Origin of the sequence: Pseudomonas sp. FSL W5-0299 (assembly GCF_005930655.1) — a bacterium.
Classification (GTDB): Bacteria; Pseudomonadota; Gammaproteobacteria; order Pseudomonadales; family Pseudomonadaceae; genus Aquipseudomonas; species Aquipseudomonas mandelii.
In genome coordinates, this window is the sequence record NZ_RXHX01000005.1 from 235,810 (window position 1) to 257,348 (window position 21,539).

The 21,539-nt window shown below is 57.9% G+C and carries 22 protein-coding genes and 1 pseudogene; 20 read left to right on the plus strand and 3 right to left on the minus strand.

From position 1 onward, the window contains the following. Positions 1 to 167 precede the first annotated feature (167 nt). The 9 genes and pseudogenes from FHL16_RS09740 (at position 168) to arsJ (ending at position 7,355) form a co-directional block, all read left to right on the plus strand. On the plus strand, positions 168 to 1,733 hold the full coding sequence (locus FHL16_RS09740; RefSeq protein WP_077748109.1) for a carbohydrate porin: 1,566 nt from the start codon (positions 168 to 170) through the stop codon (positions 1,731 to 1,733). 130 nt (positions 1,734 to 1,863) lie between these two features. Continuing rightward, a pseudogene (locus FHL16_RS09745) lies at positions 1,864 to 2,202 on the plus strand (PfkB family carbohydrate kinase); the annotation flags it as partial. Between the two features lie 485 nt (positions 2,203 to 2,687). Next, positions 2,688 to 3,101 (plus strand): arsenate reductase ArsC, encoded by a 414-nt coding sequence (locus tag FHL16_RS09750; protein WP_077748111.1) that lies wholly within the window; start codon positions 2,688 to 2,690, stop codon positions 3,099 to 3,101. A 9-nt stretch (positions 3,102 to 3,110) separates the two neighbouring features. Further along, entirely contained in the window at positions 3,111 to 3,482 is a 372-nt protein-coding gene (locus FHL16_RS09755) for a metalloregulator ArsR/SmtB family transcription factor (protein WP_010455862.1), read from the plus strand. Between the two features lie 27 nt (positions 3,483 to 3,509). After that, positions 3,510 to 3,980: an arsenate reductase ArsC gene (locus FHL16_RS09760; RefSeq protein ID WP_077748112.1), complete on the plus strand. Its 471-nt coding sequence runs from the start codon at positions 3,510 to 3,512 to the stop codon at positions 3,978 to 3,980. 112 nt (positions 3,981 to 4,092) lie between these two features. After that, positions 4,093 to 4,809 (plus strand): arsenical resistance protein ArsH, encoded by a 717-nt coding sequence (arsH, locus tag FHL16_RS09765; protein WP_010455860.1) that lies wholly within the window; start codon positions 4,093 to 4,095, stop codon positions 4,807 to 4,809. Between the two features lie 12 nt (positions 4,810 to 4,821). Further along, positions 4,822 to 5,097 carry a protein-tyrosine phosphatase family protein gene (locus FHL16_RS09770; protein WP_077748113.1) on the plus strand — a complete coding sequence of 92 codons (276 nt, stop codon included), beginning with the start codon at positions 4,822 to 4,824 and terminating at the stop codon, positions 5,095 to 5,097. A gap of 23 nt (positions 5,098 to 5,120) precedes the next feature. After that, positions 5,121 to 6,125, plus strand: a complete 1,005-nt coding sequence (locus tag FHL16_RS09775) for an ArsJ-associated glyceraldehyde-3-phosphate dehydrogenase (RefSeq protein ID WP_077748114.1) — start codon at positions 5,121 to 5,123, stop codon at positions 6,123 to 6,125. Positions 6,126 to 6,134: 9 nt separating this feature from the next. Continuing rightward, a complete protein-coding gene (gene arsJ / locus FHL16_RS09780) occupies positions 6,135 to 7,355 on the plus strand; it encodes an organoarsenical effux MFS transporter ArsJ (protein ID WP_077748115.1) in 1,221 nt (406 codons plus the stop codon). 268 nt (positions 7,356 to 7,623) lie between these two features. Here arsJ and FHL16_RS09785 read toward each other — a convergent pair whose 3' ends face one another. Then, positions 7,624 to 7,866, minus strand: a complete 243-nt coding sequence (locus FHL16_RS09785) for a thioredoxin family protein (protein WP_010455847.1) — start codon at positions 7,864 to 7,866, stop codon at positions 7,624 to 7,626. 22 nt (positions 7,867 to 7,888) lie between these two features. Then, positions 7,889 to 9,331 carry a permease gene (locus FHL16_RS09790; protein WP_077748116.1) on the minus strand — a complete coding sequence of 481 codons (1,443 nt, stop codon included), beginning with the start codon at positions 9,329 to 9,331 and terminating at the stop codon, positions 7,889 to 7,891. A 385-nt stretch (positions 9,332 to 9,716) separates the two neighbouring features. Between FHL16_RS09790 and FHL16_RS09795 the strand changes: the two genes are divergently transcribed. The 9 genes from FHL16_RS09795 (at position 9,717) to FHL16_RS09835 (ending at position 17,152) form a co-directional block, all read left to right on the plus strand. Continuing rightward, the gene (locus FHL16_RS09795; protein ID WP_010455843.1) at positions 9,717 to 9,914 is read left to right on the plus strand and encodes a hypothetical protein; all 198 of its coding nucleotides are present in this window, start codon (positions 9,717 to 9,719) and stop codon (positions 9,912 to 9,914) included. A 130-nt stretch (positions 9,915 to 10,044) separates the two neighbouring features. After that, on the plus strand, positions 10,045 to 10,497 hold the full coding sequence (locus tag FHL16_RS09800) for a hypothetical protein (protein ID WP_077748117.1): 453 nt from the start codon (positions 10,045 to 10,047) through the stop codon (positions 10,495 to 10,497). A 261-nt stretch (positions 10,498 to 10,758) separates the two neighbouring features. Continuing rightward, a complete protein-coding gene (locus tag FHL16_RS09805; protein ID WP_077748118.1) occupies positions 10,759 to 11,739 on the plus strand; it encodes a quinone oxidoreductase family protein in 981 nt (326 codons plus the stop codon). Between the two features lie 13 nt (positions 11,740 to 11,752). After that, positions 11,753 to 12,601, plus strand: coding sequence for a TauD/TfdA dioxygenase family protein (locus tag FHL16_RS09810; RefSeq protein ID WP_077748119.1), 849 nt, complete (start codon positions 11,753 to 11,755; stop codon positions 12,599 to 12,601). A gap of 87 nt (positions 12,602 to 12,688) precedes the next feature. Continuing rightward, positions 12,689 to 13,741: a 3-keto-5-aminohexanoate cleavage protein gene (locus tag FHL16_RS09815; protein ID WP_077748120.1), complete on the plus strand. Its 1,053-nt coding sequence runs from the start codon at positions 12,689 to 12,691 to the stop codon at positions 13,739 to 13,741. A gap of 90 nt (positions 13,742 to 13,831) precedes the next feature. Next, on the plus strand, positions 13,832 to 15,160 hold the full coding sequence (locus FHL16_RS09820) for an MFS transporter (protein WP_077748121.1): 1,329 nt from the start codon (positions 13,832 to 13,834) through the stop codon (positions 15,158 to 15,160). After that, positions 15,157 to 15,822: a DsbA family oxidoreductase gene (locus FHL16_RS09825; protein ID WP_077748122.1), complete on the plus strand. Its 666-nt coding sequence runs from the start codon at positions 15,157 to 15,159 to the stop codon at positions 15,820 to 15,822. The genes FHL16_RS09820 and FHL16_RS09825 overlap by 4 nt, the downstream gene beginning before the upstream one ends. Beyond that, complete coding sequence (locus tag FHL16_RS09830) at positions 15,819 to 16,145, plus strand: Rieske (2Fe-2S) protein (RefSeq protein WP_010455834.1); 327 nt, start codon at positions 15,819 to 15,821, stop codon at positions 16,143 to 16,145. The genes FHL16_RS09825 and FHL16_RS09830 overlap by 4 nt, the downstream gene beginning before the upstream one ends. Continuing rightward, positions 16,142 to 17,152 carry a YeiH family protein gene (locus FHL16_RS09835; protein ID WP_077748123.1) on the plus strand — a complete coding sequence of 337 codons (1,011 nt, stop codon included), beginning with the start codon at positions 16,142 to 16,144 and terminating at the stop codon, positions 17,150 to 17,152. Before FHL16_RS09830 ends, FHL16_RS09835 begins: the two co-directional genes overlap by 4 nt. A 242-nt stretch (positions 17,153 to 17,394) precedes the next feature. Here FHL16_RS09835 and FHL16_RS09840 read toward each other — a convergent pair whose 3' ends face one another. Beyond that, positions 17,395 to 18,447 (minus strand): AraC family transcriptional regulator, encoded by a 1,053-nt coding sequence (locus tag FHL16_RS09840; protein ID WP_010455830.1) that lies wholly within the window; start codon positions 18,445 to 18,447, stop codon positions 17,395 to 17,397. 355 nt (positions 18,448 to 18,802) lie between these two features. On the opposite strand from FHL16_RS09840, the gene FHL16_RS09845 reads away from it, so the two are divergent. Together FHL16_RS09845 and FHL16_RS09850 are read left to right on the plus strand one after the other, a co-directional pair. Further along, entirely contained in the window at positions 18,803 to 19,369 is a 567-nt protein-coding gene (locus FHL16_RS09845) for an RBBP9/YdeN family alpha/beta hydrolase (RefSeq protein ID WP_077748124.1), read from the plus strand. Positions 19,370 to 19,496: 127 nt separating this feature from the next. After that, complete coding sequence (locus FHL16_RS09850; protein WP_010455827.1) at positions 19,497 to 21,500, plus strand: DUF1302 domain-containing protein; 2,004 nt, start codon at positions 19,497 to 19,499, stop codon at positions 21,498 to 21,500. The last annotated feature ends 39 nt before the right edge of the window (positions 21,501 to 21,539 follow it).

The following is a 21,539-nucleotide window of genomic DNA, read 5'->3' on the forward strand; positions in this document are numbered from 1 at the left end:
TGAGCACCCTTTATTTTTGTTTTTAGAAAAGTTAACGTTAACATCGCCAAATGTAGCAGCGTATTTGCGATGAAGCATCCATTTTTTCGTCGATTACCACAATTTACAACTCACGAAAAATGGATGGTCGCGGGAATTACACAATAAAAACAAAACAGGGAATCCACATGCAGAAAGCATCAAGCTGGCTACTCGCAGGTGTGCTCGGCACCTCGGCGGCGACCTCTCAGGCCGCGACTCTGGAAGAACGCATGGCCGCGTTTGAAGTCCGTGCCAGCGCAGCGGAAAAGCGCGCAGCCGCAGCTGAACAACAAACCCAGGCACTCGCCAGGGAATTGCAGCAGATCAAACTCGCCACTCCCGCCGCGCAGCCTGTTGCGTCCACTGCGACAGCCATTGAGGCGCCTGGGTTGGACACCCGGCTGGCAAAACTGGAAGCCCGTCAGCAAAGCATGGAAAAGCAGGGCAGCAGCGGCCACCTCTCGGACGGCTTCAGCTTTAAGGGTTATGCCCGTTCCGGATTGCTGATCAACGATGGGCTAGGTGGTGGTCGTGGCGGCCCTTATACAACCCCGGCCGGTTCAGTCGGTGGCGCCGTCGGGCGACTCGGCAATGAAGACGACACCTACATGCGCATCGACCTGTCGAAAGAGGCCTATGCGCAGAACGGCACCCGTTCCAAATTCACGGTTTCCATCGCCGATGGAGTGGAAAGCTCCAATGACTGGACGGCCGACGAAAGCAACCTGAACGTGCGTCAGGTATTTACAGAGCTCGACCATCTCGCTGCATTCAAGGGTAATTCAGTGTTCGAGAACGCGACCTTGTGGGCAGGTAAGCGATTTGATCGAGATAACTTCGATATCCACTGGCTGGACTCGGACGTTGTCTATCTGGCTGGTACCGGGGGGGGAATCTACGATGTGCAGATGAACAAGAGTTGGCGCTCGAATTACTCCTTGGTCGGGCGTAACTACGGGGATTTCAGTGAAGGCGGCATCAACGCAGACGTGGAAAGCTACATTCTGACCTCCAACCAGTTCTTCGATAATGGTCAGTGGCAGTGGATGTTCAATGCCATTGGCTCCAGGAAAAACGACATTGGCACCCGCAGTAATGAAGCGGGGCTGACACCAGCAGATTCCGGGTTGCACAGCATGCTGGCCAATCACCAGAAAAACTTTTTCGGCCGAGAAGGCTTCTTCAAAACGGCACTGCTCTATGGGCAAGGTCTGGGGGCAGAGGTCAAGAACGTCGGCTCGGATGGTGAACTGATTGACGATGCCCGCGCTCTGCGCCTGGCACTTTACGGCGAGACACCCATAGCGCCTGGTTGGCGCATCGGCCCCAGCTTGTTGGTCGAACAGAGCAAGGATAGATACGTTAAAGGTGACAATTACCGTTGGATGACCCTGAACATGCGTTTGGCCAATGCAATCAACAGCAATTTCGAGATGGCCTACGAAATGAGCTGGCAAACCATGAACCTCGACCCGAAGGGCTATCTACAACGTAATGCGGTCGACGGTAACTTCTGGAAATTCACGATCGCGCCGACATTCAAACCTGACGTTGGAGACCTGCTCACTCGTCCCGAACTGCGTGTGTTCGCGAGCTTCATGAATTGGTCTTCGGATCTGGACAGATACAGTACCTCAGACTCCTTCGGCAAGACGGACTTCAACGCCGGAGGTGTGTGGCAATACGGGATACAAATGGAAACCTGGTTTTAATGTTTGAACGCGTCGGCCAACACGCCTTCAGCTCATCGATCCCTGCTTTTCACCAAGCGTATTGAGTAATTGATTACCGGTCAAAACTGATCAGCCAGCAGTTATCCCTAAAAAAAATGAGGAAATGACGATGGTATTACCTCGCGCAGTAGTATTTGGCGAAGCCCTGACCGACCTTGTCCAAGGCACTCCTGGACATTGGAAAGGTTACCCAGGCGGTGCTCCCTGGAACGTTGCACGAGCGCTAAGTCGCTTGGGTGTTAACAGCGTTTTTGCTGGGGCGGTGAGCATGGATTCACTGGGTGACGAGATAGTTTCGCAGTCGGAAGCGGCAGCATTAGATATGAGGTTTATCCAACGGGTAGACCGAGATCCTTTGGTCGCCATCGTTCCATCGAGCCGTCCTCCAAGATACTTTTTTGCTGGAGATGCTGATCTGTTTTTTGATCCGGATCTGATGCCAGAAGGATAAATCAAGGGTTGGTTGTGAAGGCGGGAGGCCAGATACTTCCACCTGTGGACCCATTCATTGTGGCGACTGGAATCCGACCTGACATGAGCCTGCTCGCCGAGTTGCGTATCGCACTTGATCCCGCAACTCAAAGCGTACCTCGCCGGTTTGCTGCAAAGGCCAGTGCGCAGCAACCTGACCCGCCCTCGATGACCGGGGCGGCATAGGGGCGACCTTCCTATTTTCTTTTGCACATCCAGGTAGTCCTTGAGCCAAGGGCGACCTATTTCTGCGTGAGTGACAGATTTATTACAGAAACCATATATACATCGTCGCAGATATTTTAAGAGGCACGGAAGGCTGGCTAGCGCCTTGATACAAAGCTTTCATTGAAGGTGCTCGGCGGCGTCCAATCGTTTTGATGGATTAATGTTCGTTGGCTCTTTACCTTACATACGGGAAAACATATATTCGTCAAACCGCATATGAGCTGAGGCTTCACAATGACCAGCAAAGCCCGTGTTCTGTTTGTCTGTACTGCCAACGCTGCACGCTCCCAGTTGGCCCAAGCGTTGCTGAGGCATACCGATTCGGAGCATTTCGAGGCGTTCAGCGCCGGCACAACTCCAACTCAGGTAGATCCGCGCACCTTCGAGGCACTTTCACACATCGGTGTGAGCACCGAAGGATTACGTAGCAAGTCGATAGACGAGTTTCGTGGTGAGCGTTTCGATTACGTCATCACCTTGTGTGATAAAGCCGCTGCGCAATGCCGGTCTTTACCTGGAGCGGGTGAGGCATTGGCCTGGAGTTTTGAAGACCCGGTCACCAGCACCAAACCCGATGCCTTCCGTCACACCCTTCACGAAATTCATGAGCGCATCAAGATGTTCGTCTTGGTCAAAAACAAGCACTGAGAAAACGATATGGCTGACCATCTGACACCGACCACTGTTTTCAAATGCCTTGCTGACGACACTCGGGTCCGCACGATGATGCTCATCACCCGTGAAGGAGAGCTTTGTGTTTGCGAGCTGACCTGCGCGTTGAACGAGAGTCAGCCAAAAATCTCCAGGCACCTGGCGCAACTGCGTACTTGCGGCCTGTTGTCGGACCGTCGGCAAGGCCAATGGGTGTATTACCGACTTCACCCGAATCTCCCTGATTGGGTTCATCAAGTGCTGACCACCGTGCTGGAAAGCAACAAACACTGGTTGAGCCCTGATGCCAAACGCCTTGATGAAATGGGTGACCGTCCTGAACGGGCAGCCGTGTGCTGTGAAAGCAAAATCGCCTGATTCCGTCTTCGACTATGAGATCACTCGATGAAAATCCTGTTCCTCTGCACGGCCAATAGCTGTCGCAGCATCCTTTGTGAGGCGGTTTTCAATCACTTGGCACCGCAAGGCATGAAAGCCTACAGCGCGGGCAGTCAACCCAAAGGCGACGTGCATCCGCTGAGTCTCAAAACTTTGGAAAACGCTGGTATGTCGACGCTCGGGCTGTTCAGTAAGTCCAGCGATGTCCATGTGAATTTGGCACCTGATTTCGTCATCACGGTGTGCGACAAGGCAGCTGGTGAAGCTTGCCCGGTATTTTTTGGACCCGCCACCAAAGCCCACTGGGGGCTGGCTGACCCTTCGGAATACCACGGGACGCAAGAAGAGATCGGGGCGGCTTTTGAAGCCACCTTGGAGCAGATCCAAACCCGTATTGAAGCTTTCTTGGCTTTACCGCTTGCCCGACTGAGTGCCGAACAGCTCAAGGCAGAACTGGCCCTGATTGGCAGGCTGTAACCACAGGAACAATGACCATGAGTAAAAATCGCCTTTCCTTCCTGGGCCGATATCTGGTTGAAGGGCCGTTGGTTCGATGACTCCAAGAGCGCTGTTGCGCAGGACAAAGACTATGTTTGAAGACGACATCCCCCAACTCGATACCGACCTGGTTGATCTTCCGTCGGCTGACAAGCTGGGCATCGAGAAGACCTCCATCCACAAGCCGCGCATTTTGCTGCTGTACGGATCGACCCGTGAGCGCTCCTTCAGTCGCCTGATGGTCGAGGAGGCCGCTCGACTGCTGGAGCACTTCGGCGCCGAGGCGCGGATTTTCAATCCGTCCGGTTTGCCGCTGCCAGATGACGCCCCCGACAACCATCCGCGCGTGAAGGAGTTACGCGAGCTGATGTTGTGGTCGGAAGGGCAGGTCTGGTGTTCCCCGGAGCGTCACGGTTCCATGAGCGCGGTCTTCAAGGCGCAGATCGACTGGGTGCCACTCGCAATGGGTGCGGTACGCCCGACCCAGGGCAAAACCCTCGCCGTCATGCAGGTGTGTGGTGGCTCGCAGTCGTTCAACGTGGTCAATCAGCTGCGAGTGCTGGGACGTTGGATGCGCATGTTCACCATCCCCAACCAATCCTCCGTGCCAAAGGCCTATATGGAGTTCGACGATAACGGCCGGATGAAACCTTCTCCGTTCTACGACCGCATCGTGGATGTGATGGAAGAGTTGGTGAAATTCACGCTGCTGCTTCGCGACCGTCAGGACTATCTGGTTGATCGTTATTCCGAGCGCAAAGAGTCGGCGGAAGAACTCATGAAACGTGTCAATCAGCGCTCCATCTGAGGATTTTTCACCGTGCAACACCACCCTTATTCGGTACTTCCCTTGGCACAGTTCAATGGCCAATTGATCTTCACCCCGCAGCGGCTGACCGAAGGGGACACCATCGCCATCCATTGCAAGGGCGGATCGGGTCGTACCGGTTTGGTCGCCGCTCAACTGTTGATCGAGAGCGATGTGCCATTCAGCGATGCCATCCGCGATGTTCAGTCGTTGCGTCCACGCGCCATTCAACATCCTGCCCATATCGAATACATCGGCCAGTTCGACACCCAGTCGAACTCCCACTGACAACAGATACAGAGCACAACAACATGACTATCAAAGTTGGCATCAATGGTTTCGGTCGGATCGGTCGCCTCGCGCTGCGAGCAGCCTGGGGCTGGCCAGAATTCGAATTCGTGCAGATCAACGATCCAGCGGGTGACGCGGCGACGCATGCACACTTGCTGAACTTCGACTCGGTGCATGGTCGTTGGCACCACGAAGCCAGCGCGGAAGGCGATCAGGTGGTGATTGGCGGCAAGCGCATCAAGGTGACCGCTAACAAAGCGATTGCCGACACCGACTGGTCGGGTTGCGATCTGGTGATCGAGGCCAGCGGCAAGATGAAAACCGTGGCGGTGTTGCAAGCCTACCTGGATCAGGGCGTCAAGCGTGTGGTGGTTTGCGCTCCGGTGAAGGAAAAAGGGGCGTTGAACGTCGTCATGGGCGTCAACCATCAGTTGTTCAAACCGGCTGAACATCGCATCGTTACCGCCGCTTCGTGCACCACTAACTGTCTGGCGCCCGTGGTGAAAGTCATCCACGAGAAACTGGGCATTCGTCATGGCTCGATCACCACTATCCACGACCTGACGAACACCCAAAGCATTCTCGATCAACCGCACAAGGATCTGCGTCGTGCGCGTGCTTCGGGCATGAGCCTGATTCCAACCAGTACCGGCTCGGCCACCGCCATTGCCGAAATCTTCCCGGAACTGCGCGGACGCCTGAATGGTCATGCCGTTCGTGTGCCGCTGGCCAACGCGTCGCTGACCGACTGCGTCTTTGAAGTCGAGCGTGCCACCACTGTTGAGGAGGTGAATCAACTCCTCAAGGACGCCTCCGAGAACGAGCTGAAAGACATCCTCGGTTTTGAGGAGCGTCCGTTGGTGTCCATCGACTACCGCACCGACCCGCGCTCATCGATCATCGATGCACTGTCGACGATGGTGATCAATGGTACTCAAGTGAAGATCTATGCCTGGTACGACAACGAATGGGGCTATGCCAATCGCGCCGTCGAACTGGCCAGACTGGTCAGTCTGGCGGACTAAGGAGCGGTCATGAAAGCGTTGTCAGCCCTCGCTCCGGAAGTGCGGCAGTACTTGCTCGTCACGGGCAACTATTGGGCCTTCACCCTCACCGACGGTGCCTTGCGCATGTTGGTGGTGTTGCACTTTCACGCGTTGGGCTACAGCCCATTGCAAATCGCGGCGTTGTTTCTGTTCTACGAAATCTTTGGCGTGATCACCAACCTGGTGGGTGGCTACCTCGGCGCCCGGCTGGGCCTGAACCGAACCATGAACATCGGCCTGGGTATCCAAGTCGTGGCGCTGTTGATGCTGACGGTTCCTGTCGCTTGGCTAACCATCCCATGGGTGATGGGCGCACAGGCGCTGTCGGGGATTGCCAAAGACCTGAACAAGATGAGTGCCAAAAGCTCCATCAAGCTTCTTGTTCCGGATGGGCAACAGGGAAAGCTCTACCAGTGGGTGGCAATCCTCACCGGCTCGAAGAACGCACTCAAGGGGGTCGGCTTCTTTCTCGGCGGAGCCTTGCTGGCACTGATCGGCTTCAAAGGTGCATTGCTGGCCATGGCGGGTGTTCTGGCGCTGATCTGGATCAGCAGCTTGATACTGCTGAAGAAGGACCTGGGCAAAGCCAAAGCCAAGCCCAAGTTTCGCGACATCCTGTCCAAGAGCCGGGCGATCAATATCCTCTCAGCGGCGCGGATGTTCTTGTTCGGAGCCCGTGATGTCTGGTTTGTGGTGGCCTTGCCGGTGTACCTGAGCAGCGTGTTCGGCTGGGACTTCTGGAAAGTTGGCGGCTTCCTTGCGGCGTGGGTGATCGGCTACGGCATCGTGCAGTCGTTTGCGCCCAACATCACTGGCAAGAAACGCGGCCACGTACCGGATGGTCGTGCGGCATTTCTGTGGGCCCTTGCACTGGCAGGCTTGCCTGCGGCAATTGCTCTCGGGCTTAACACTGCTTTGTCGCAGCAGATGATGCTACTCGGCGGATTGATGGTCTTTGGTGCGCTGTTCGCGGTGAATTCGTCGCTGCACAGTTACTTGATCGTGTCCTATGCCAAGGAAGATGGCGTGTCGCTGGATGTGGGGTTTTATTACATGTCGAATGCGATGGGAAGGCTGATAGGTACAGTACTGTCCGGGTGGGTTTATCAGGTGTATGGGCTGCAAGCGTGCTTGTGGATATCGAGCGCATTCGTTCTGCTCGCAGCACTGATTTCTATCGGGCTGCCAAGGCATGCCGAGGCGATATGAAACTGTCAGGCCGATGAGCCTCTTCGCGCTATGTGCGTTTGGGGGGGTAGAGCCTGAATCAGCAGCTGTCGGAGGTACGCCATGGGCAATTTATCCACATCCCCGCACTGTCTTTCGTGGTGATTGCAGCGTTCGCATTGAGCGCTTGTGATAAAGGCGAGACACCCTCCAAGCGTCCGTCCGGTATGGACAAGACGATTGAAGGGACATGATTTACAGGTGAGTGGCGCAATAACCAGGGGGATGAGGGATATCCTCCTTCAGCGCATCATTGCGCAGTCGAAATCCAGCCCTGGATATCCGCAACAGTCGGAATCTTCCCGCTGCTTACAACCTTCTCGTTGATCACCAGAGCCGGCGTGGCGAGGATGTCATAAGTCATCATCTTGCCCATGTCGGTGATCTTTTCGAATTCGGCCTGGATATTTAGATTCTGCGTGGCTTGACGGGCTACAGCCTCAAGCTTCTTGCAGTTGGCGCACCCTGAACCGAGGATTTTGATGTTCAGCATTGGAAGCTCCTTAGTGTGTAAGTCAGCTTGCTGTTTGTTTACGCTGATAACGTATCAACTGGTAAATTGCAGCGGTTATGGCCAGTGAGGCCGCCATTCCTGCACCAAGGGTAAGCCAGCCGGTGCCGTCGACCCAGGCACCAAATAGCAGGCCTGCCACGATGCTGAACGAAGCGACTAACCCAACATAGGCTGCGGTCTTCTTGCGACCAATCACCGCCGCCACCATGAGCATGCTCTGCAAGCTAAGTTCAGGATCCGCCATCAAGTAGGCCAAGAGCGGACCAGGATGCATGCCGAGATCAAGGAACATGCGGGCGACGGGCACTTCTACCAGGGTTGGGAAGTACATGAACACGCCGAACCCTACCGCTATGGCATTGGCGAGCACTGTGTTGCTGCCTGCAAGGCTTTCAATCCACTCGGGTTGAATCACCTGGCGAACCATGCCGACAATGAATACACCCACCACCAGCACAACAAATATCTGCTTGACGAAGCGCCAGGCTTCCCACAGCCAGCCTTGCCAGTCTTCGGCTGGCAGTTTTCGGGCAAAGTACCCAACAGACAGTATGGTCAATGCGACACCGAAAACACGACCCGTGAAGGTAAAGGCTAATGTGCCAGGTTCTGGCGTCAGTCGCATTGACGCGATCAGCAAGGTACTAGCGGTCAGACCCAGCGCAACCCATGTCCAGTTGTTGGCACCTTCAGTGATGTTATCCAGACCACGTTTGGCCGTGGCGGCAATCATCAGGAGTAGGGCGATGAGAACAGACCCTTGGAAGCTCACGCCTTCTTCTCCTTTACTGGCGTCGTATGGAACCCAGTCAAACAAGGTTTCCTGCCACGCCTGGGGCCAGAAAAGCGGGACTTTGAAACTGATCAGATCTGCGGTCAGGGGCCACAGTTTCAAGGTGCCCGCAATCAGCAAGGCCACCAAAGATAGCAGTACGCCCAGTGCAGGCCCGGAAACGCTGGCCTTCTCTGCGAACAGGGCATCCGCCTGTGCGTCGTGGGTCAGGTCGTCTTTCCAGAATAGGGTAGCCATCAGCAAGCCAATACCGATGCCGAAGATCAGGCAGAGGATCAGACGGGCGATTGCAAACTCCGCTCCCAGAATATTGCCGGTATAGGCCAAGGCCATGATGTTTCCTGCGGGAGCAAAAAACAGGAAGGTGATCGCCGGGCCGATACCTGCTCCTTTGCGGTAAACGCCCGCGAACAAAGGAACAATTGTGCATGAGCAGACGGCAATCAGTGACCCGGCTAATGCCGCCGCAGGGTAGGAAACGTAAACAGGTGCATGTCGACCTAGCCAGTGAGTGATGCTGGCTTTAGGAATAAGTGCTGTCATGGCCCCGGCGATAAAAAACGCCGGCAACAGGCAAAGAAGGACGTGGGCTGCCAAGTAGGAAGCCAGACTGCCGGCTCCGCCATTGAATAGCTTAAGTACGAGGTCCATGGAGAGCCCTCAATCCTTAGCGTTAAGGTCAGGTTTTATGGTATCCGCTGTGCGTTGACCGGGTTTGACTTCGATCAGTTGCACGCAGAAAAATTTTTCAAGGATGTGGTGCTGAAAGACCGATTCAGGGGCGCCTCCAGGGTGGCTATCACGATCAACCGGAATCGCTGCGCATAGCCTCCGTTGTGCAAGGTCGACCTCTGCCTCTATAGCGTGTGACGCAGGTGAAAAGGTCGGGTTATGACTTTTCGGGCTTGTTTTGCCGGCGGTCTGCTTTTTTATCCGAGTTCACACTGCCGTTCGTCCAGTGCCCGGCACTAGCAAGGCCTGGCTTCTCTCTGATGTTCATGCACCGACATCCCGTGCATCAGAACGGAGAGCCAGCATGGACATTGATGAAAATGCCCCAGGAAACAAATCCCAACAGGGCGTCACGGGCGGCACTGATAACGAAACAGGCCATGATCCAAAGGAAAATGAACCTGAGGTTCCGCTGCCAGGGGGCGATGAGGCGCCTGTCGATGAAGAAATGGCCGATGTGGATGCCAATAATTCAGTATCGAGCGAGCATCCCAAGCCTTAAGTCGATTGAAAGTTGATAAGCCCGGCCACTGCGTCGGGCTTTTTGGTTTGTGTAATTCAGTTTTATCCAGATATCCGTGTACCATCGCTTTGGCATTATTTGGCCATCATGGCGTGATAGGGATATGGATATGAACAAAGCTGCATTTGCGATTGTGCTTTCTATGGCGTGCGCTTCAGCGACAGCCGCGACCAACGAGTGGCAATCTGGCTGGGGCCAAGGGAAGACTGAGTTTTTTGCCGGCGATGAAGCTAAGAGTTATCTGAACTTCGCCTGTGACGAAAATGACGAGATGAGTCCGGTAAGTGGTTCGGCCACTATTTCGGGCAAGCCGTTCTACTCGCACAACGATAAAGGCGGTTTCGACGTCATCGTTGACGGCGTCGAGTACAGCAATCCGTTTTACGTTGAGTGCAACGCCTGTTCCAGTAACTTTCCTGCGTTCTGGGCTGCAATGCGCAAGGCAAAAACGATTGAATTGAGGGCTGAAGGCTTGACTAGTTCAATCCCGGCCAAAGGATTCAGCAAATTGACCAAGCCTTATGCTTCAAAAGAAAATCCTTGTGGCACGGGTACCTGGTAAGTCACCTGCTGTTTGCGAACCCCGCCAGAGTGCGGGGTTTTTTGTGTCCGGGTTTTGAGTGTGAGAGCCCATACAGCCGGCCGTGGCGCATCAATTGACTTGCGCTATGGCGCTGACCGGGTTTGCTAAGAAGGGGGCGCCAGGGGCCAATTGTCATGAAATGAAAAGCCATTGTCGTCTGATGAAAAGCAGCTGGCCAGGCGGCGTCCTACAGTCCAATCAGCGTAAATCGACGCTGCACAGACTGGAGAATAAGAAAAAATGGCCAAAGCCGTACGCTTCTACGAAACCGGTGGTCCCGACGTTCTTTGTTATGAAGAGGTCGATGTCGGCAAACCCGGTCCGGGCCAGGTCCGTCTTCGTCATGTGGCGGTCGGCCTGAACTATGCCGACACCTATTTTCGTAATGGCACTTACCCGATCCCGATGCCCAACGGCATGGGGGTTGAAGCGTCCGGTGTGGTCCAGGCCATCGGCGAGGGTGTGACTAACGTTCAGGTGGGGGATCGCGTCACCTACACCGGATTTCTCAATACCTTGGGCGCCTACAGTACCGAGCGACTGATTGCGGCCGCGCCGCTGATCAAGCTGCCGGAAACCATCAGTTTCGAGACGGCCGCCGCCATGACCATGCGTGGCCTGACGTCGTCGTACCTGATGCGGCGCATTTATGATTTCAAGGCCGGCGACAGCATTCTGCTGCACGCCGCTGCCGGTGGCGTGGGGCTGATCGTTTCACAGTGGGCCAAGCTGCTCGGCCTGACCGTCATCGGCACTGTGTCCACCGAGGTCAAGGGTGAAATTGCCCTGGCCCATGGCTGCGACCATGTCATCAATTACAGCCACGAAAATGTCGCCCAGCGCGTGCGCGAGCTGACTGCCGGCGTGGGAGTCAACGTGGTGTTCGACAGCGTTGGCAAAAACACCTTCATGGGATCACTGGATTCGCTCAAGCGTCGGGGACTGATGGTCTGCGTTGGCACCGCATCCGGTCCGATTCCGGCTTTCGACCCGGTGATGCTGGCGATGAAGGGCTCACTGTTCCTGACCCGTCCGGCGCTGGCCGACTACATCGCCGATCCGGCAGAGAAAGCTGCCCTGGCTGGCGAGCTGTTCGACCACGTCGGCAGTGGTCGGATCAAGATCGAGATCAACCAGCATTATGCGTTGGAGGACGCCGTACAGGCCCATCGCGACCTTGAGTCACGCAAAACGACGGGCTCGTCGATTTTCGTCATCTAAGGAGCGATCTGCCATGAAAGTCGAACAATTGACCTGCAACATTGGCGCCGAACTGATCGGCGTAAATCTTGCCGACGCGGTCCATGACGACGGTCTTTTTTGCGAGATTCGTGCTCAGTTGCTCAAGCATCGGGTGGTGTTCCTGCGCGATCAGGACATCACTCGCGCCGAGCACGTGGCCTTCGCCCGCCGCTTCGGTGAGTTGGAGGACCATCCGGTGGCCGGCAGCGATCCGGATCATCCCGGGCTGGTGCGCATCTACAAGAATCCGGACCAGCCGATGGACCGCTACGAAAACGCCTGGCACACCGACGCGACCTGGCGCGAGGCGCCGCCGATGGGCTGCGTGCTGCGCTGCGTAGAGTGCCCGCCGGTGGGCGGCGACACCATGTGGGCCAACATGGTCGAGGCTTACGCGCGTTTGCCGGAGGACGTGAAGGTGAAAATTGCCGACCTGCGCGCCCGCCACAGCATCGAAGCGAGTTTCGGTGCTGCCATGCCAATCGAAAAGCGTCTGGCGCTCAAGGCGATGTATCCCGATGCCGAACACCCGGTGGTTCGCACCCACCCGGAAACCGGGGAAAAGGTGCTGTTCGTCAACGCCTTCACGACGCACTTGAGCAACTACCACACCCCCGAGCGGGTGCGCTTCGGCCAGGACGCCAACCCTGGCGCGAGCGAGTTGCTGCGCTACCTGATCAGCCAGGCCTACATCCCCGAGTATCAGGTGCGCTGGCGCTGGAAGCCCAACAGCATCGCCATCTGGGACAACCGCAGCACCCAGCACTACGCCGTCATGGATTATCCGCCGTGCCATCGCAAGATGGAGCGTGCCGGAATCATCGGCGACAAGACCTACTGATCAACCCCTTCTGCATTCGCACTCGTAAACGCGTCTGCCCGGCATGATCCCGGGTGGGCGCGACAATCATAAGAACAGGAGTAACTCATGCAATTTTTTGACGATTCCCTGCACCCGGAAAACATGGAAAAGGTGGTCATCACCGTGGCCCCGTACGGCCCGGAATGGATGCCGGAAGACTTCCCCGAAGACATCCCGCTGACCATGGATGAACAGGTGCAAAAAGCGGTCGAATGTTATGAGGCCGGGGCCACCGTCTTGCACTTGCACGTGCGCGAGCTGGACGGCAAGGGTTCCAAGCGCCTGTCCAAATTCAACGAATTGATCGCCGGTGTGCGTGAAGCCGTGCCGGACATGATCATCCAGGTCGGTGGTTCGATTTCCTTCGCGCCGGAAAGCGATGGCGAAGCCGCCAAGTGGCTGTCTGACGATACGCGACACATGCTGGCCGAGCTGACGCCAAAACCGGATCAGGTCACGGTGGCTATCAACACCACCCAGATGAACATCATGGAGCTGCTGTATCCGCAATACCTGGAAGGCACGTCCCTGGCCAATCCCCTGTTTCAGGCCGCCTACAGCGAAATGACCGTTCCGGCAGGTCCGGCCTGGGTCGCCGAACACCTCAAGCGTCTGATGGACAACGGCATCCAGCCGCACTTCCAGCTGACCGGCATGCACGCGATGGAAACCCTCGAGCGTCTGGTGCGCAGGGGCGTCTACAAGGGCCCGTTGAACCTGACCTGGATCGGCATTGGCGGCGGTTTCGATGGCCCCAATCCGTTCAACTTCTTCAACTTCATCCACCGCGCGCCGGACGGTTGCACCCTGACCTCCGAGTCGCTGCTCAAGAACGTCATGCCGTTCAACACCATGTCGATGGCCATGGGTCTGCACCCGCGAGTGGGCAATGAAGACACTATCATTGATCACAAGGGCGATCGTTTCGGCTCAGTTGCGCAGATCAGGCAGACCGTGCGTATCGCCCATGAACTGGGTCGCGAAATCGCCACCGGCAAAGAAGCCCGTGAGATCTACCGCATCGGCGTGCAGTACCAGAGCATCGAAGAAACGCTGTTGGCCAACGGCATGGCCCCCAACCGCAAGGCTGGGCAGAAAGGTGTGCCGCAACGCGGCTGATCGGCAGACGCAGCGGGCGGTCAGGCCTCCCGCTCGCTGCACTGCAACACGCTTGATAACAACAATAAAACAAAGCTTTGAGGAGGCTGCATGGCCTTTCACCCAATCGCCGCAGACGATGACGACAGTGCTGTCGGTGTTGCGCGACCGTATGCCTGGATCGTCTTCGCACTGACGTTCGGGCTGTTGATATCCGATTACATGTCGCGCCAGGTCTTGAACGCGGTGTTCCCGATGCTCAAGGGCGAATGGGCTCTGAGCGACGGCCAGCTTGGCTTGCTCAGTGGCATTGTCGCGCTGATGGTGGGGCTGCTGACATTTCCCCTGTCATTGCTGGCAGATCGCTTTGGCCGGGTCAAGAGCCTGGCGCTGATGGCCTTGCTGTGGAGTCTGGCGACGCTGGGTTGCGCCGTGGCGCAGGACTATCAGCAGATGTTCATTGCACGATTCATGGTCGGCGTTGGCGAAGCGGCGTACGGCAGCGTCGGCATAGCAGTCGTCATTTCGGTGTTTCCCAAGCACCTGCGTGCAACGCTGGCCAGTGCCTTCATGGCGGGCGGCATGTTCGGTTCGGTATTAGGGATGGCGCTGGGCGGTGCAATCGCCGCCAAACTTGGCTGGCGCTGGTCGTTTGCCGGCATGGCGTTGTTCGGCCTGCTGCTGGCCGTGCTTTACCCGGTCATCGTCAAGGAGGCGCGCATTGCGCCGCAACGTGCCGCCCAGGCGGCGAACAAGGCGGTGGCAGCGGTCAAGCGTCCGTTGCGTACGCTGTTTTCCAGCCGTTCGGTGATCGCTGCCTACATCGGCAGTGGCTTGCAACTGTTCGTCGGCGGCACGGTGATTGTGTGGATGCCCAGTTACCTCAATCGCTATTACGACATGGCCACGGACAAGGCGGGCGGCGTCGCGGCCATTATCGTGCTGTGCAGCGGGGCCGGGATGATCCTGTGCGGCATGCTCAGCGATCGACTGTCGCGCCATTCGCCGGAACGCAAAGTCACTTTGGCCATCGCCTATTGCCTGGGCAGTTGCCTGCTGTTGTCGGCGGCATTTGCCCTGCCGGCAGGGCCTGTGCAACTGGCGCTGATCTGCCTGGGCATGTTGATTGCCGCCGGCACGACTGGCCCTTGCGGAGCGATGGTTGCCAACCTGACCCATTACTCGGTCCACGGCACGGCCTTCGCCACGCTGACCCTGGCCAACAACATGCTGGGGCTGGCGCCTGGGCCGTTCATTACCGGCAGGGTCTCCGACCTCATTGGCTTGCAGGCTGCTTTTCAATGGGTGCCGCTGGTCAGCATCGCGGCTGCGGCCGTGTTCTTTTATGCCAAGTGTCATTACCACAAGGACATTGCCCGGCTTAAGGGCGAGCAAGTCCACGATTCGGTTAGCAAAGCAGTGTTAGAGGTGAAGTTGTGAGTAGTCGTCGTTTACGTATTGATGTGTTCTTCGATTTCATCTGCCCCTGGTGCCTGATCGGCAAACGCCAATTGGAGCATGCGCAAGTACAGTTTCGCAGTCGCCACCCGGATGTGCAGGTCACCACGGTGTGGCATGGCGTGCAGTTGCTGCCTCAGTTGCCGGTACAAGGGGAGCCCTTCGCCGATTTCTACCGCAAACGCCTGGGCAATGCCGAGGCTATGACCATGCGCCAGGCCCAGGTACAGCAGGCTGCGGCGGCGGTTGGACTGACCATCGACTTCAGCCGCATCGAGACAATGCCCAACACCGCAGACGCGCACCGTTTGTTCGAACGCGTCAGCGTACTGGGCAATGCTACTCAGCGTGAAATGTTGCTCGAACGGCTGTTCGCCGCTTATTTCCGCAAACGCGAAAACCTGGGGTGCCGCGAGACCTTGCTCGCCATCGCCCGCTCCTGCGGCGTTGATGCGCAGGTGGTGCTCGATTGCCTGAAGGGCGACGCCACGCCATTTGACGGCTTTCCCGGCGCGACCAGTGGGGTGCCGGGCTTTCAGTTCGACCGTCGCATGACGATGGTCGGTGCACAACCTGCTCAGGCGCTGCTCGGGGCCATGAACCAGGCCCTGAAAGAAAGTGATCACGAGCGGCAACCTGCATGAACCGACGTATCCCCGTGCCTGCCGGAAAGCTCCCGCAGGCGGGCGGTCGTGCACTGTTCGAATTCGATGACAAAAGCCTGGCGCTATTCAACGTCGAAGGTGACGTGTTCGCCGTCGACGACAGTTGCCCCCATCAAGGCGCCTCGCTGTGTGGCGGGCGCCTTGAGGGGTGGGTGATTCAGTGCTGCGCCCATGGCCTGCGATTCGATTTGCGCAGCGGTTACTTGCTTAATTCCACCGCAGTCAAAGTCGCCAACTACCCGGTTGAGATCATCGACGGCCAGGCTTTCATCGTTATCGTTCCCGAGGAGGCCGCGCCATGAGCGCCATCGCTCTCACCCGTATCCACAGCCGAACGCGCGAACTGGCGCCGGGCTTTATCGTCAGTCTGATCGTTGCAGCGGCTGCGTCCTTTTTGTCCGAGCACTACGGCGCGCCGGTAATGCTGTTCGCTTTGTTGCTGGGCATGGCGCTGAACTTCCTGGCCGGTGACGGTGTTTGCAAGCCGGGCATTGAGTTCACCGCACGCACCGTGTTGCGCATTGGTGTGGCGCTGCTGGGCATGCGCATCACCCTCGAACAGATGGCTGCGCTGGGCTGGAAGCCTGTGGCGCTGGTGGTGATTCTGGTGGTAGTGACCATCGGCGTTTCAGTGATCGCAGCCAAGGCGCTGGGCTTTCAGCGTTTGTTTGGCATGCTCACCGGCGGCGCCACTGCAATTTGTGGGGCATCGGCCGCGTTGGCGCTGGCGGCGGCATTGCCCAATCATCCGCAGAAAGAACGCGCGACGTTATTCACGGTGATCGGGGTGTCGGCGCTGTCGACCCTGGCGATGATCGTGTATCCGATGATTGCCAACTGGCTGTCGTTGTCGCCACAAGTGGCGGGCGTGTTTCTGGGGGCGACCATTCACGATGTCGCCCAGGTGGTCGGTGCCGGTTACAGCATGTCGACCGAGACCGGCGATACGGCCACGGTGGTCAAGTTGATGCGGGTTGCCATGTTGCTGCCGGTGATCGTGTGTGCCGCCATGATCACCCGCATGCAGGGCGCCGACCCGGCAGGCAAACGACCTCCGCTGCTACCTTGGTTCGCCGTCGGGTTTCTGTTGTTGGCCTGTATCAACAGCACCGGCTGGGTGGCCCCGGTGGTGCAAGGGTCGGTCAACGAGTTGTCGCGCTGGTGCCTGGTGGTTTCCATCAGCGCCCTGGGTATGAAAACCCAACTCAAGGAGCTGGCGGCGGTGGGCATCAAGCCGATTTTGTTGATGGTGGGGGAGACGGTGTTCCTCGTCGTGCTGGTGCTGTTGTTGCTGCGCTGGGGAATGTAGGTACACAAACTTGTGGCGAGGGAGCTTGCTCCCGCTGGGGAGCGAAGCGCCCCACAAAGACCACCGTGCTTTTTCAGAAACTACTCGGCGTCTTTTTTGGGGCCGCTGCGCACCCCAGCGGGAGCAAGCTCCCTCGCCACAGGACTCCTCGGCCGGTGTCACAGACACCGGTTCTTTTGCGGCGACTGTACCAGCAGTCGCCGCTTTTTTTTTTGCAAAACGCCGGGTCTGTTGCGTTCGGTTCAGGGTTCGCTGGAGCCGGGCCGGGTGGTCAGCTCCGGCGGTGCTTTGACGGTGTGCTTTTGCGCACTGCGCCAAGCCGCTGGCGGCATGCCGAACTGGGTGATGAACCAACGGGTGAAGGAACTCGCCATCGAATAGCCGAGCATGTCGGCAATGCGCCCCAACGAGTAATTCGGGTTTTCCAGGTAGCGCAACACCAGGTCGCGGCGCACGTCGTTGATCAGGTCGTTGAAGGCGCAGCCGTCGTCTTTGAGGCGGCGCTGCAGGGTCCGAACGTTCATGCCCTGGGTCTGGGCGATCTGCTCGATGGTGGCGCGCCCCATCGGCAACAACAGGTAGATGGCTTTGCGCACCTCGAACAGCATCGAAGGGCCTTCGTGGCTGAGCAGCGAGTCAAGGTAGCTCTGGGCGTAGCGCGCCATGGCCGGGTCGGCATGGGGGTTGGTCATGTCGAGGCTGGCATTGGGGCAGACGATGCCATTGAACTCGCTGCCGAACTCCAGTTTGCAGCCGAACAGGCGGCGATGCAGTTGCAGGTTGTCGGGAGGCTGGTGCGTGAAGTTGACGCTGTAGGGATGCCAGTGTGCGCCGAGCAGGGCGGCGCACAGGCGGAACATCACCCCGATGGCCAGTTCATTGGCTTGTCGGCAGGGCATCGGCGATTCGGTGACCACCTCTTCGCGAATGATCACCATCTTGCCTGCCTCCTCGATGAAGAGGGCCAGCGAATCGTTCATCAGATGACGGTAGTGCACTAACACTTGCAACGCATCACGCAGCGTTCGCTGATGAGAGAGCAATAGGCTGACCACGCCGAAGTCCGAGAGCTGGCGCGACTCGGCCATGCTCAAGCCGAAGCTCTGGCAGCCGCTGGCGGCGGCTGAATCCTCCAGCAACCGCACGGCGGCGTCGATGGGGATGCGATGTTCAGGAGCTTGCAATATGGCTTTACTCAAACCGACGCCGGCCAGTACGTCTCGGGGGTTGAACCCCAGGTACTGGGTGACCTCCAGGTAGTTGGTCAAGACGGCGGCGCGAACAAGCTTGGGCATGCGAAGGTCTTTCCTGGGCCGGTTGCGATTCAAATGAGCGTGGCGACTATATCCAGCACTTCAGCAATTGAACAGTTGTGACAACGTCGAGGGCGCTCGCCCGGTGCTGGCCGGAATCACATCGTTGCAGTGTAAAAAACGACACGCACCCATTGATTACAGTGAGCTGGAGAGAAGCTGCGGGGATATTCGACCAATGGTCGATGCGCGACAACACGCGGAATTTTGTCATGAAAAGAAAAGTGCCTGACGTCCAATGAAAAGCGCCTCGGTCGGGCGCTCTTTAATGTCACTCCTACAAAAAGCCCCTGGCCAATAGAGCCAGTCGAGTCATCGAGAAAGCGAAGGTGTTGACGTGGACAAACTGCAAACTGCCGCAACCGTTGTGATCGTACCGGGTCTGCGTGAGCACGTTGCCGAGCATTGGCAAACGTTGCTTGAATCCAGGCTGTGCAAGGTGCGCAGTGTGCCGCCGCTTGATACCGACAAGCTTGATTGCAGCAAGCGGGTCGAAGCCATTCAGCACACACTTGCGCAGATCGACGGGCCGGTGATTCTGGTCGCTCACAGCGCCGGCGTGCTGATGGTTGCGCACTGGGCTGCGCGTCACAGTCGGCCGATCAAGGGCGCGCTGCTGGCCGCTCCGCCGGACCTTGATGCCCAATGGCCGCAGGGCTACCCCTGCGCTGAAACCCTGCGTACCCAGGGTTGGGACCCTCTACCCAAAGGCCGGTTGCCGTTCCGCAGTCTGCTGGCCGCCAGTACCAACGACCACCTCGCCAGTCTGGACGCCGCCACGCGCATGGCCGAAGGCTGGGGCAGCGAGCTGCTCAATCTCGGCGATGTCGGTCATCTCAATCCTGCTGCCGGGTATGGGCGCTGGCCACAAGCCGAAGCACTCATCCTCGAACTGGACCGCTGATTCAGGCGCCGGTTGGCCCGCGCCATCCGGCATTTGCCCTCACTCCTGAAAACGTAAACCCCTGGAACAAGGGGTTGCGCGAGGGCGGCTGCGCTTAAAACAAATACAAAAAGGCGGAGACAACGCAATGCACAACAATAAGAGTCATGGGTTCGCACCCTCGCGTTACACCTTGTTGGCCTCGGCCATTCTGGCCGCAGGCGTGCCGGTCGCGCAGGCGATCGAGCTCGACACCGGGAACCCGGACTGGACCGTGCGTTTTGATAACACTGTGAAGTACAACTACGGCGTACGCACCGAAAGCGCCGACAAGCGCATGCTGGCAACGCCGAACAACAACGACGGCGACTACAACTTCCGCAAGGCCGGGACCAACATCACCCACCGTGTCGACCTGTTGACCGAGATGGATGTGGTCTACCAAAACCACATGGGTTTCCGTGTGAGCGCTGCCAGTTGGTACGACAAGGCCTACGAGAACACCGGTTCCAATTCCAATCCGTTCGTCAACGGCAACGACGCAAGGTCGGGGCTGGTCGCCAACGACCCACGTCTGGCCGCGGTCACCCGTGACAACGTCGGCAATGGCAGCCCGCACCTGAGCAACTACGCCCAGCGTTATTACACCGGTCCTTCCGGCGAAATCCTCGACGCCTTCGTGTTCTACAGCACCGAAGTGGGCGAGGAGTCGCTGTTAAGCGTCAAGGCCGGTCAGCATAACGTGTTCTGGGGCGAGACTATTCTCAACCCGGTGCACTCGAACAGTTACGGTCAATCGGGCCTGGACCTGGCCAAACTGGCGGCCTCGCCCGGTACCGAAGCCAAGGAACTGTTCGTTCCGCGTAACCAGTTGTCGATGTCGTTCACCGTCAATCCCGAGTTGACCGTAGGCGCTCAGTATTTCCTGGATTGGGACGCCGCGCGCCTGCCGGAAGCCGGTACTTATTACGGCGGTTCCGATCTGGTCGGTTTCGGTGCGCAATCCTTCCTGCTGGGCAACACCAATGGCGTGGTGCCGGGCAGTCCGCTGGGGTGTGGTCTGGCACCCTGCAACGGTTTGACCAATGTGCGTCGCGGTCACGACCTGACGCCGGACAAGCGCGGAGACTGGGGGATTATGGCCAAGTGGTCGCCAGCCTGGCTGGACGGGACCCTCGGCGTTTACTACCGCGAAACCTCGGAAATCCTGCCGCAAGCCTGGCTGGATGCCAGAGGCCTGAGTTCGGCCAATCCCAACGGCACCCGGCCGGCAGGGCAAGTGCCTGCGGTGGTCAACACCCTCAACTCGCTGAGCACCGCCACCTATCAAATGGCCTATGCCGACAACATCAAGATCGTTGGCCTGAGCCTGTCCAAGGACGTGGGCGGGATCAGCGTCGGTTCGGACCTGAACATTCGTCACAATATGCCGTTGGCCAGTATTCCGGCGGTTGTCAGCACTAACAGTCCGCTGGGCCTGGGCGCAGGTCTTGGCCTGTTGCCTGCGCGCACGGCTGCCACCGGCGTGGTTTATGACACCCCGCAGAAGGGCGACAGCATGGCCGCCACCGGCGACACCTTGCACTGGACGCTCAACGGCCTGATGACCATTGCTAAAACGCCTGTGTTCGATTCGGCCACTCTGCTGGGCGAGCTGTATTACAGCAACCTGCTCAAGCTCGATAGCAACAACGAGGCGCTCTACAAGGGCAAGGACACCTATCGCGGCATCGACCAGCCGACCCGGGACAACTGGGGCATCGCGGTCAACTTCACCCCGACCTGGTACCAGGTGTTTCCCGGTGTCGACCTCAACGCCCCAATGTCCATCAACGTCGGTCTCGATGGTGTTTCACCGGTCTCCGGTGGCGGCGCCAAAGACACCGGTAACTACGCCATCGGCCTCGGGGCCGTTGTGTACAACAAATACTTTGTCGACCTGAAGTACGTGGACTCATTCGGCAAGGCCGACAAGTGCAACGTCAGCGGCGTGAGTACCGGCCCAACCGGAGGCGACGGCGCTGCGCCGAATGCCTTTAGCGGTAACGAAAACTACGCCTGTTACGCCGGTGGCTACTCCGCCTTCTCCGGTGGCGGGGCCACGACTGAGGACCGTGGCGCCGTTTACCTGACGATGAAAACCACTTTTTGATTCACCACTGATTTGCTCAATGCAAGCAGGAGAATAACA

What these genes read in the sequence shown, in the direction of transcription:
- FHL16_RS09740 (WP_077748109.1), top strand. Translation starts at nt 168, where the DNA reads ATGCAGAAAGCATCAAGCTGGCTACTCGCAGGTGTGCTCGGCACCTCG.
- FHL16_RS09750 (WP_077748111.1), top strand. Translation starts at nt 2,688, where the DNA reads ATGACCAGCAAAGCCCGTGTTCTGTTTGTCTGTACTGCCAACGCTGCA.
- FHL16_RS09755 (WP_010455862.1), top strand. Translation starts at nt 3,111, where the DNA reads ATGGCTGACCATCTGACACCGACCACTGTTTTCAAATGCCTTGCTGAC.
- FHL16_RS09760 (WP_077748112.1), top strand. Translation starts at nt 3,510, where the DNA reads ATGAAAATCCTGTTCCTCTGCACGGCCAATAGCTGTCGCAGCATCCTT.
- arsH (WP_010455860.1), top strand. Translation starts at nt 4,093, where the DNA reads ATGTTTGAAGACGACATCCCCCAACTCGATACCGACCTGGTTGATCTT.
- FHL16_RS09775 (WP_077748114.1), top strand. Translation starts at nt 5,121, where the DNA reads ATGACTATCAAAGTTGGCATCAATGGTTTCGGTCGGATCGGTCGCCTC.
- arsJ (WP_077748115.1), top strand. Translation starts at nt 6,135, where the DNA reads ATGAAAGCGTTGTCAGCCCTCGCTCCGGAAGTGCGGCAGTACTTGCTC.
- FHL16_RS09785 (WP_010455847.1), bottom strand. Translation starts at nt 7,866, where the DNA reads ATGCTGAACATCAAAATCCTCGGTTCAGGGTGCGCCAACTGCAAGAAG.
- FHL16_RS09790 (WP_077748116.1), bottom strand. Translation starts at nt 9,331, where the DNA reads ATGGACCTCGTACTTAAGCTATTCAATGGCGGAGCCGGCAGTCTGGCT.
- FHL16_RS09795 (WP_010455843.1), top strand. Translation starts at nt 9,717, where the DNA reads ATGGACATTGATGAAAATGCCCCAGGAAACAAATCCCAACAGGGCGTC.
- FHL16_RS09800 (WP_077748117.1), top strand. Translation starts at nt 10,045, where the DNA reads ATGAACAAAGCTGCATTTGCGATTGTGCTTTCTATGGCGTGCGCTTCA.
- FHL16_RS09805 (WP_077748118.1), top strand. Translation starts at nt 10,759, where the DNA reads ATGGCCAAAGCCGTACGCTTCTACGAAACCGGTGGTCCCGACGTTCTT.
- FHL16_RS09810 (WP_077748119.1), top strand. Translation starts at nt 11,753, where the DNA reads ATGAAAGTCGAACAATTGACCTGCAACATTGGCGCCGAACTGATCGGC.
- FHL16_RS09815 (WP_077748120.1), top strand. Translation starts at nt 12,689, where the DNA reads ATGCAATTTTTTGACGATTCCCTGCACCCGGAAAACATGGAAAAGGTG.
- FHL16_RS09820 (WP_077748121.1), top strand. Translation starts at nt 13,832, where the DNA reads ATGGCCTTTCACCCAATCGCCGCAGACGATGACGACAGTGCTGTCGGT.
- FHL16_RS09830 (WP_010455834.1), top strand. Translation starts at nt 15,819, where the DNA reads ATGAACCGACGTATCCCCGTGCCTGCCGGAAAGCTCCCGCAGGCGGGC.
- FHL16_RS09835 (WP_077748123.1), top strand. Translation starts at nt 16,142, where the DNA reads ATGAGCGCCATCGCTCTCACCCGTATCCACAGCCGAACGCGCGAACTG.
- FHL16_RS09840 (WP_010455830.1), bottom strand. Translation starts at nt 18,447, where the DNA reads ATGCCCAAGCTTGTTCGCGCCGCCGTCTTGACCAACTACCTGGAGGTC.
- FHL16_RS09850 (WP_010455827.1), top strand. Translation starts at nt 19,497, where the DNA reads ATGCACAACAATAAGAGTCATGGGTTCGCACCCTCGCGTTACACCTTG.